This is a genomic window from Streptomyces sp. NPDC045701 (genome assembly GCF_056432045.1).
Genome location: NZ_JBWKJV010000089.1, coordinates 1 through 9,749, shown reverse-complemented (window position 1 = coordinate 9,749; position 9,749 = coordinate 1). Strand labels below are relative to the sequence as shown.

Sequence of the window (9,749 nt, the reverse complement as noted above, 5' to 3'; positions counted from 1 at the left end):
CGCCTTGAGATACGCCACCGCCGTCCGCCGCCGGTCCACCCGGCCGAACACCCAGGCCATCGAGGCGAAGAACTCCTCGAACCAGCCCGACCACACCTCTACCGCGCGCTCCGTCTCCACGAACGGAACAACGCGTCACGCACCCAACAGACACGCACGGCTGTAGTACCTGGTGTCGGCTGGGGTCAGGGGCGGTGGTTTCTGGGTCTGCCGCGCACGACGCCAGCGACCCGGCCGCCCAGAAGACGCGAACCTCACCTGTGGCACATGGCATTGAGTGGCTCCACCACACCGAGACCCTTACCCTCGCAATAGATCCGCACTGGAAGAACACGGGATGTCGGGGGAGTACTGGGCTGACCAAGACCAAGCCGAGCCCACCGGAGGAAGGTCAGCGATTGACATGCGCTCAACTCCTGGGCAGCGTTACTAGCACACGCATTGCGTCTATTTACGAGAGTGCGCAGGTCTGCCAGCGCTGCCGCGATATGGCAGGCCACATGTTCTAATGAAAGCAGGGCAGGCGATATGAGGGCTCATGTTCCGAGCGAACCTGATCTGACAAGCTTCCGGCTCGTCCACCGAGCCATGAGAGAAGATGCGAAGCGGGTGGCCCACCTGGCCGGGCATTTCTCTGTAAGGCCTGAACGCTGCAGCAGAGCACAGGCCAGCGCGCTCCGGCAGTACGTCGAGTCTTTGTGTGTCGAAATCCGCCATCATCACGAGCGGGAAGACCATCTGATCCAGCCGCTCCTCTTCGCGGCCGGGGGCCCGGATACGGATTTGCCGTCTCTGGCTAAAGATCACGAAACGCTCGAAACAGTGCTGCAGCAGACGGTTGCTGCAGCACGTGGCGTTGAGCCTGGACTGGACTTCAGTGCACTCGCGGTCAGCGCTATGGAACTGAGTAATCTCCTTGAGGCCCACATTCCCCAGGAAGAGCGCGAAATGTTCCCCCTGATCATCAGACATCTCTCTGACAAGGAATGGCGTGGTGTGGAAAAGGGGATTGCGAAAGGGGTGCCGATAGGACACATCCAGTGGATGATCCCGTGGATGGAGAGCCATGCGAATGCAACGGAAAGAGTATATATCAAGAAGCACGCTCCTCTGCTCTTCCGCGTACTTCTTCTGCTTAACCGAAGTAAATTTCGGAACCTGCAGACTTGCGCATTCAGCAGTGGCTGATAAGTGAGGGAGGAGTGCACGCAGCGGCGGCGTAGCTGGCGGGTGGGTGGTGCGTGTCTGCCCCAGACCGCTGGCCTGGCTCGGGCGTTGCGCTGGGCTGTGGCCAGTGTGGTGGACTGGGTGATCTCGTCAGGCCCGGCGAAGCACTGAGCATTTTCAGCGTTGAGTCTCCAGGGTGAGGATCGCCTTGGTGATGAGCGTGAGTCTGTTGGGGCTGGTCGAGCCTTGCGGGAGGATCCACCCGGTCTTGATCCGGGCGATCGCTCGCTCGACGGGGTGCCCAAGGCGGGCGTGTGCCTGGTTGACGGACTTGTCTTTGGCGGCGGTGAGATCCTGGCCGGGCGTCGTCGGGCGGGCACGGCGATGATGTCGCCGACAACTCCTGGTATCCCTTGTCCGCGAGGACCGGGATGCCCAGGCGGATGCAGGTGGCGATGATCAGGTGCCGGCGGGCCGCGGTGAGGTCATGCGTCCGTCTGGCCAGAGGCGGGGAAATCCAATCAGCGTTCGTCCGGAGCGGTGATGACCTGCAGGTCGCCCCATGGCGGCGGTGCTCGCCGGAATAGCCCGCCCGGCTGTCGCCGGACCGGTCGCACTCGGCCAGGGTGCCGTCCAGCAGCACGTAGCGGGCATCCGCGGCGCGCAGGGCTGCGGTCAGGCCCGGTGCGCGTGCCGCCAGAACACCGACGACGTCGCGGACACAGGCGTAAGCGGTACCCACGGTTGATGGAGAACCTGGAGGGGATCCGGGCCAGGGTGTCGTTTTTGCGCAGATGATGCACCAGGGCGACCAGCGCCCTATGCCACGGGAGAGCTTGCAGCGGCGTTCACCCTGGCAGGTGACGATCAGCATCGTCACCCACTCCACAAGTGCGTGCGGGACATCAAGTACGGCACGATATGGAACCAGGGAAGCCCGCGGCTGCGGTGTGAAGGCGTCAGGCATCTCGCTCAACGATCCGGGGCCCGGCCTGTCACGGGAGCTGTCCCGTCACCTGATCAGTGGCCGACTTGAAAAGCTTACGGACAAACAGCCTCATCATAAGCAGCATTCAAGGCGATACGTTTATCGCCGACACCAACTTAAGGAACTTACATGCGCTTGGGTCTGGCCATTCCCACCTTCGGTCCCGACGCCGATGCGGATTCCATCTCCCGTGTCAGCCGTTCAGCCGAGGAAGCGGGATACGACTCCCTGTGGACGGGAGATCGGGTTCTCGCCCCTCGCTTGCCGAGCGCGCCGTATCCGGGCGTCGATCCGGTGATGCCTCGGGACTACGAGAACCACATGGACCCGCTCGTAGCCCTTACCTTCGCCGCCGCGCACACCAGCCGGGTCCGTCTCGGCACGAGCACCTTGAACGGTCTGTGGCTGCCGCCCCTGTTGTTGGCCCGGGCGCTGACGACCCTCGACGTCCTTAGCTGCGGTCGGCTGAACGTCGGATTGGGTCTCGGCTGGATGCCCGAGGAGTACACCGCTGTGAACGTGCCGTGGAAGGGCAGGGGCTCGCGACTCGACGAGACACTGGACGTCTTGGAGAAGTACTGGACCAACGACGAATTTGCCCATGCGGGGCCCTTGTTCAGCATTCCAGAGACTGTCGTGGGGCTTAAGCCGCACCAGCGCCCGGGACCGCCCGTGCTGCTGGCGGCGTTCAACCCCACGGGCATGCGCAGGATCGCCCGGCGGGCCGACGGTTGGTTGCCCGCGGGCATGCCGATGCCGTACCTCATGAGAATGTGGGGCACTATCCTCAAAGAGGCCCAGGACTCAGGACGGGACCCCTCCGCCCTGCGCATGGCGCTCCGGGTGAACACCGTGATCACGGACAAGAAGGTCGATCCCGAACAGGTCCCCCACTCAGGAACTGTCGGCCAATATATCGACTATGCACGGACCGCGGCCGCAGCAGGTGTCCACGAACTGTTCCTCGACCTCGGGCAGACGCCCATGACACTCGACGCGCGCATCGACGTGGCCGGCCGCTTTATTGAGGGCGTGAGGGCGGGCTGACCAGCCAGTGAGTGAGGTGCCTCGAAGTTTCCGGGCAGGGTCCAATGAGATCGCCCTGAACCAGAAACGAGGGAGAAGTGGCGCCACCGAGAAATACTCGCCGGAGTTCCGTGAGGAAGCTGTCCAGATCGAAGTCGGCCGGTCGCGGGTGGTGTGGTGGCTTCGATGAGCGGGGGTCTGGTGGGTGCGGCGCCACAGGGACTGGGCGATGGCGAGGGTAGTAGCCGGGAGGGGCGGCGGGTGCCAGGAAAGGCGGTTGAGGAGACGCCGGATCTCTTCGGCGCTGTAGCGGATCAGGCCTATAGGCCGATCACTGCCCCCTCTTCTGGCATTCCGGGTTTCTCGCCCTGCGCGGTCAGGTCCGGGGGCAGGTCCCCGGTGGCGTCGGTGCGGGTGGCGGTGATGGCGAGGAAGGCGAGGGCGGCCATCGCGAGGGTGATGTGGCGGTGCGAGGCGTCCCAGGTACGGACCTCGTAGTGATCCAGTCCGCAGTCGGATTTCGCGGTCTCGACCGGCGCCGGTCCCCCCTGCCGAACACCCCAGCCAGCGAGGCGAAGAACTCCTCGAACAGCCCGACCGCACGCTCCGCCTGCATGAACAGAACAGCGCGGCACCCGCCCAACACACTCACGGCTGCAGCACTGGGTACTCGGATATACCCGGAGACCCTTCGTGGCTGGGTGAAGAAGTATTAGAGGGCGTTTCGGATCAACGGATTGAGTCCGAGTGACCTCGACTCACCTTCGGAATGCTTAGGTCATTATGTCGGCGTGGTCTTCATGGACCAATAGGAGTGCTTCTTCTATGAGAGTTTCCACGATTTTCCTTTCAGGTACGGTTTTCACTACCTTCCCCTTGACGAAGATTTGACCCTTTCCGTTCCCGGAAGCGACTCCGAGGTCTGCTTCTCGTGCTTCTCCGGGCCCGTTCACCACGCATCCCATGACCGCGATCCGCAGGGGTGCGTCGAGTCCGTCGAGGGCTGCTGTCACTTCTTCCGCCAGCTTGTAAACGTCGACTTGTGCCCGGCCGCAGGACGGACAGGAGACAATTTCCAGCTTGCGCTCTCTAAGGCCAAGTGACTGGAGAATTTGGAGACCGACCTTCACCTCTTCAACAGGGGGGGCGGACAGGGAAACGCGAATTGTGTCACCAATACCGTCCGAGAGCAGTGCGCCAAAGGCCACTGCGGACTTTATTGTTCCCTGGAAGGCGGGGCCTGCTTCGGTGACGCCGAGATGCAGGGGGTAGTGGCACTGTTCAGCGAGAAGACGGTAAGCCTGAATCATGACGACCGGGTCATTGTGCTTTACGGATATTTTGATATCATGGAAGTCGTGTTCGGCGAAAAGGCCAGCCTCCCACAATGCGGATTCAGCCAGAGCTTCGGGGGTGGCTTTTCCATATTTCGTGAGGAGCCTGGAATCCAGCGAACCGGCATTGACACCGATACGGATGGGGATGCCGCTCCCTTTTGCTGCTCGCGCGATTTCTTTGACCTGATCATCAAACTTTCTGATATTTCCCGGGTTCACGCGCACGCCGGCGCAGCCAGCGTCCAGGGCCGCAAAAACGTATTTGGGCTGAAAGTGAATGTCTGCGATGACAGGAATTTTAGATTTCTTGACAATGGCTGGCAGTGCGTCGGCGTCGTCCTGGGTGGGACAAGCGACGCGGACGATGTCGCATCCGGCAGCGGTCAGTTCGGCTATCTGCTGCAGGGTCCTGTCGATATCGGCTGTCACGGTGGTGGTCATGGACTGAACCGAGATGGGATAGTTGCTTCCGACGCCCACGTGCCCTACATGAATCTGTCGTGTCTCTCGCCGTTTACTCAATGGCAACGGTGGAGGCGACGGGATTCCCAGGTCTACTGGACTGTTCATCGAAGACTCCCGGATTGTCCCGGCCGGCGGGTGTCGGGCTGCTCTGTGCCTCGGTTGGCAGCCTCAATGGCTCGCAACGCGGTCTGGAGGAGGTCTTGCGGGTGGAAGCCGTGTGCGTGTAGAAGTTGCTCACGGCCCGCGGCTTGGAGGAACCGACGAGGCAGGCCGTGTGTGTGAACCGGTGTGATGATGCCTGAGTCGGTCAATGTCTGGGCCAGGGCGCTGCCGACGCCTCCCACTCGTATACCGTCCTCGACGGTCAACACGACCTTATGGGAGGCTGCCAAGGTAATGAGGGAGTCATCTGGCGGCAGGACCCAACGAGGGTCAACCACGGTGACAGATCTGCCGATCTGTTCAAGAGCATGGGCGGTGGACAGACATACCTGGGCCATGGGGCCCACGCCGACCAGCATGATCTCGCCCGTTCCCGGTCCGTGCAGGACATCGGTCAGCCCCACCCGGCCGATTGCCGGCACCGGGGCGCCGGTCGATCCCTTGGGGAAGCGGATCAGGGTAGGGCCGCTGTCGACTTCGAGAGCCTCCCGGAGCAGTTCTCGCAGGCCTTCCGCGTCTCGTGGTGCTGCCACTCGTAAACCAGGGACGACCGAGAAGACCGAGAGGTCCCACACCCCGTTGTGTGAAGGACCGTCAGGGCCGGTCACGCCCGCACGGTCCAAGACGAATAGCACAGGAAGTTCGTGCAGCGCCACGTCCAGCAGAACCTGGTCGAAGGCCCGGTTGAGGAATGTGGAGTAGAGGGCGACGACCGGTCGCAGGCCCGCTAGCGCCATTCCCGCCGCAGCGGTGACGGCATGCTGCTCTGCGATGCCCGTATCAACTACACGACCGGGGAACATGCGCTGGAAGTCTGAGAGGCCTACCGGATGAAGCATTGCGGCAGTCACGCACACGACATCAGGACGACGTTGTCCCAGGGCGACTATTTCGCTACTGAAGACATTCGTCCAGGTGGTACTGCTCTCACCGTCCTTGAGGCTGGAAGCCGCCGGGCTGACGGCATGCAGGCAGTCCACCTCGTCGGTTTCTGCAGGGGCGTAGCCCTTTCCCTTCTTCGTCACGCAGTGAACGACCACCGGCACGCCCAGGGATCGCGCTCGACGCAACGCTGATTCCACTGCCGGGATGTCATGCCCGTTCACCGGTCCCAGATATCGCATCCCCAAGCTCTCAAACAGGTTGCGAGGGTCTTTCCCGGTGATTGTTCCTTCCGTCGGTTGGCATGAGCGCAGAAATTCCAGGTGATCCGCCACTGCGCCTTCGGTGACGGAATAGGATCGGCCGTTGTCGTTCAGGACGACGACAATAGGGTGCCGGAGAAGCGCCATGTTGTTAAATGCCTCCCAGCACATCCCCCCGGTGAGAGCCCCATCACCAAGGACGACGGCCACCGCGCGATCCACGCGATGCTGGAGGCTGTAGGCCTTGGCCAGACCGCAAGCATATGAAAGAGCCGTTGAGGCATGGGAGTTCTCTATGATGTCATGGGCGGACTCGGCTCGACTGGGATATCCCGAGAGTCCCTCGTGGACGCGCAGGCGGTCAAACGACGTACGGCGCCCCGTGAGGATCTTGTGCACGTAGGCCTGATGGCCGGTGTCGAAGAGGATGGGATCCTCCGGGGAGTCGAACACCCGGTGAAGGGCCAGAGTCAGTTCCACAACGCCGAGGTTTGAGCCAAGGTGCCCTCCTGCGCGGGTGACCTGGTCGATCAGAAAACGTCGTATGTGCTCACTCGCTTCCGCGAGCTCCGGTGGTGTCATGGAACGGAGGCGGTCGACGTCGGCCACCTGGTCCAGCACACAGTCATCACGCCGTGCTTCGACGAACGATTGAGAAATACTCTTCATGCGGGCCACCTAGCATTCCACCGCGCCGAAGGACAGCGATCGAGCGAGTTCCGGCCGGCACCCTCGTCAGTCCCCGTCACGGGGTGGGGCAAAAGTCTGGCTCTCTCGTGCCACTGTAACCTCTTTGACGTCTTCCCAGCCATGTTCCGCGAGCCAGGAGAGTAGATCCTCTACGAGGACATCCGGCACTGACGCGCCGCTTGTCACACCCACCGTGCGAGCGTCACAGAGCCATTCCTCCCTTACTTCGTCCGCTGCGTCAACAAGGTGGGCTGCGGACGCACCTGCGAGCAGGGCGACATCCACGAGGCGACGGGAATTGGAAGAGTTCTGCGAACCGACGACGAGCACAACGTCGCATTCTCCTGCTATGGCTTTCACAGCCGCCTGCCGATTTTGCGTCGCATAACAGATATCGTCGCTCGGGGGGGCTTCCAGCCTGGGCAGCTTGTCCTGAAGTTGCGCGACACGCTCCATCACCTCGTCAACACTGAGCGTTGTCTGCGACAACCACACAACCCGGGACTGATCATCCACGGAGACATTCTCCACGTCCTGATCTTGATCGATCAAATCTATGGAGTCGGGGGCCTGACCGAGCGTCCCCTCCACTTCCTCGTGTCCGTCGTGACCTATCAGCATGATGCGGTATCCCTCACGGGCGTACCTTTGTGCCTCGCGGTGAACCTTCGTTACGAGGGGGCACGTCGCGTCCACGGTCCGCAGGTTGCGGTCACGTGCCTCGACACGCACGGCCGGAGATACGCCGTGGGCCGAGAATACGACCCGCGCGCCCTTGGGAACCTCGTCTAGTTCGTTCACGAAGATCGCACCACGCTGACGGAGCGCCTGCACGACATGCTGGTTGTGGATGATTTCCTTCCGTACGTAGACGGGGGGCCCCTCCGTGGCGAGCATCCTTTCGACGACTTCCACCGCTCTTGCCACTCCTGCGCAATACCCCCGCGGGCTTGCCAAAAGAACCCGTTTGTCTCCACTCATAGTCATGGCCAAGGCTCCCTGCTAACCGATGTGAGCACACAAGCTGGGGCCGGAGCTGGTGTCCGCCTGACGCTGAAAAAAAATACAGAGGTTCTCGCGGGGATGGCCACAGTGCAGAAGACGCATGGGGCTCATCCGGGGTTACCAGCGACGGACGGACATGTGGGTCATCGCCTCCGGGCAACAATGAAGTCGGCCACGGCGACAAACTCGTTTCGAACGTTCTCCGCCATGTCCAGTGTGTCCAGGAATTGTACTGCTGCCGCATATTGCCGTTGAGCCTCCTCCTCGGTCCAATGACGGCCACCGGCGTCCTCGATAAGAGTGGCCCGCGCGGCACACTCCTCCGAGGACAGCCCGCGGGAGGAACTCTTGGCGTCAGCCGCGAACAGGTCCCGAAGCTGCTCCGAAGCCGCTCCTCCGGCAGCGAGAGCGGCGACGATGGGCAGGGACTTCTTGCCGTGACGCAGGTCGCTCCACTGCGGCTTTCCCGTGACTCGGGGGTCACCCCAGATCCCGAGAAGATCGTCAATTGCCTGGAACGCCAGACCGACGTGGTAGCCGTAGCCTTCCAGGTCATTGGCTCTCGCCTCGTCAGCGCCGCCCAGGACCGCACCCACGGAAAGGGCTGCCGCCAACAGCGCCCCGGTCTTCTTGCCCTCCATCTCCAAGCACTCAGCAACGCTGACCCGGTCCTGGCGCTCGTACGCGAGGTCCAGGGCCTGGCCTTCGACCAGCCGTCGACTGGCGGTCGTCAGCCGGCGCGCGGCCCGTGCCGCTTGAGGGGTATCTGCCCCGAGGAGGAAGTCGATGGCCAGCGCCAAGAGTGCGTCCCCGACGAGCACGGCCTGGGCGGGCCCAAACACCTTCCACACGGTGTCTCGATGCCGACGCTGCTCGTCCCCGTCCACGAGGTCGTCGTGCACAAGGGAGAAGTTGTGAACCAGCTCCACCGCGACGGCACCGGGAACACCGGCTCTCGCATCCGCTCCGGCGGCTTGCGTGGCGAGCAATGCAAGCGCCGGCCTGACCGCCTTGCCCCCGTCCCCGGCCGAGGGCCGTCCCTGCTCGTCAAGCCAGCCGAAGTGATAACCCGCGGCCGCCGCGATCGGCGGAGGGAACCGTTCAATGCCGGCCCGGAGTTCTGGGGCCCACAGAGCACGAGCCCGCTCCAGTAGGGCCCTGACGTCGACGCTGGCACTACCGCCGCTGGGCACGGGGCCGGAATGACCCCCTGGGATGCCCTCTATCCATGCCGTTGGGGCCATGGCACCTCCCAGTGCTTCCCGATCTGTCACCAGCCTACGCTCCATCACCGGCTTAGCGGCCGCGTCGGGGCGTCCGGGCCGTTCGCAGATGGCATGCCGTTTAGTAGATCTCTGAAGGGCCTCGGACAACTGGCGGGCGAGGTGGCAGGCCGAAGTCCTTCGCGACCTGACCGACCGACCGGTCATTACGCCGGCACAGCTCCACGCTCCCCGCTTTGAACTGCGCGAACGAGCGGCGAAGGCTTGGCTTCTCCTTACCCATGCTCTCCATGATGAACATCATCCGTGCGGGGCCGAAACCCCTGATCTCAGATGTCCGTCAAAGCGGAGCAAGCCCACTTCTTCTTGGCCTTCACCAGGAACCGGGCAGTCTTGCACTGAGGTTTTCTCAGCGAAATGATCTCGCGGCTGCTTGGACGTGAAGTCGGCTGCGGGCAGACGTGAAGCCCCTGGTAGGACAGGTCTCTCACAAGACCGCCTGTTCACCGGGGGCTTCACGTTGGTCACCTATGCTGCCATG

General features: G+C 62.8%; 7 protein-coding genes and 1 pseudogene. 2 read left to right on the top strand and 6 right to left on the bottom strand.

Annotated features, from left to right (window positions below):
• Positions 1 to 528: 528 nt before the first annotated feature.
• Complete coding sequence (locus AC07DW_RS32135) at positions 529 to 1,188, top strand: hemerythrin domain-containing protein (RefSeq protein ID WP_478861182.1); 660 nt, start codon at positions 529 to 531, stop codon at positions 1,186 to 1,188.
• Positions 1,189 to 1,344: 156 nt separating this feature from the next.
• Here AC07DW_RS32135 and AC07DW_RS32130 read toward each other — a convergent pair.
• Positions 1,345 to 2,098: pseudogene (locus tag AC07DW_RS32130) on the bottom strand (transposase family protein).
• Between the two features lie 186 nt (positions 2,099 to 2,284).
• On the opposite strand from AC07DW_RS32130, the gene AC07DW_RS32125 reads away from it, so the two are divergent.
• Entirely contained in the window at positions 2,285 to 3,202 is a 918-nt protein-coding gene (locus tag AC07DW_RS32125; RefSeq protein WP_478861180.1) for a TIGR03619 family F420-dependent LLM class oxidoreductase, read from the top strand.
• Between the two features lie 299 nt (positions 3,203 to 3,501).
• Here the strand turns inward: AC07DW_RS32125 and AC07DW_RS32120 are convergent, their stop codons facing one another.
• From AC07DW_RS32120 to AC07DW_RS32100, 5 genes are all read right to left on the bottom strand, one after another.
• The gene (locus AC07DW_RS32120) at positions 3,502 to 3,630 is read right to left on the bottom strand and encodes a hypothetical protein (RefSeq protein WP_478861179.1); all 129 of its coding nucleotides are present in this window, start codon (positions 3,628 to 3,630) and stop codon (positions 3,502 to 3,504) included.
• 324 nt (positions 3,631 to 3,954) lie between these two features.
• Positions 3,955 to 5,088 carry a flavodoxin-dependent (E)-4-hydroxy-3-methylbut-2-enyl-diphosphate synthase gene (ispG, locus tag AC07DW_RS32115; RefSeq protein WP_478861178.1) on the bottom strand — a complete coding sequence of 378 codons (1,134 nt, stop codon included), beginning with the start codon at positions 5,086 to 5,088 and terminating at the stop codon, positions 3,955 to 3,957.
• Positions 5,085 to 6,959, bottom strand: coding sequence for a 1-deoxy-D-xylulose-5-phosphate synthase (locus tag AC07DW_RS32110; protein ID WP_478861177.1), 1,875 nt, complete (start codon positions 6,957 to 6,959; stop codon positions 5,085 to 5,087). Before AC07DW_RS32110 ends, ispG begins: the two co-directional genes overlap by 4 nt.
• 66 nt (positions 6,960 to 7,025) lie before the next feature.
• Positions 7,026 to 7,967: a 4-hydroxy-3-methylbut-2-enyl diphosphate reductase gene (locus AC07DW_RS32105; protein ID WP_478861176.1), complete on the bottom strand. Its 942-nt coding sequence runs from the start codon at positions 7,965 to 7,967 to the stop codon at positions 7,026 to 7,028.
• A gap of 161 nt (positions 7,968 to 8,128) precedes the next feature.
• Positions 8,129 to 9,229, bottom strand: a complete 1,101-nt coding sequence (locus tag AC07DW_RS32100; RefSeq protein WP_478861181.1) for a polyprenyl synthetase family protein — start codon at positions 9,227 to 9,229, stop codon at positions 8,129 to 8,131.
• Between the last annotated feature and the right edge of the window lie 520 nt (positions 9,230 to 9,749).

Bases quoted from the DNA above. Each gene is read 5' to 3' on its own strand.
- AC07DW_RS32135 (WP_478861182.1), top strand. From the start codon at position 529: ATGAGGGCTCATGTTCCGAGCGAACCTGATCTGACAAGCTTCCGGCTC.
- AC07DW_RS32125 (WP_478861180.1), top strand. From the start codon at position 2,285: ATGCGCTTGGGTCTGGCCATTCCCACCTTCGGTCCCGACGCCGATGCG.
- AC07DW_RS32120 (WP_478861179.1), bottom strand. From the start codon at position 3,630: ATGGCCGCCCTCGCCTTCCTCGCCATCACCGCCACCCGCACCGACGCC.
- ispG (WP_478861178.1), bottom strand. From the start codon at position 5,088: ATGAACAGTCCAGTAGACCTGGGAATCCCGTCGCCTCCACCGTTGCCA.
- AC07DW_RS32110 (WP_478861177.1), bottom strand. From the start codon at position 6,959: ATGAAGAGTATTTCTCAATCGTTCGTCGAAGCACGGCGTGATGACTGT.
- AC07DW_RS32105 (WP_478861176.1), bottom strand. From the start codon at position 7,967: ATGACTATGAGTGGAGACAAACGGGTTCTTTTGGCAAGCCCGCGGGGG.
- AC07DW_RS32100 (WP_478861181.1), bottom strand. From the start codon at position 9,229: ATGGCCCCAACGGCATGGATAGAGGGCATCCCAGGGGGTCATTCCGGC.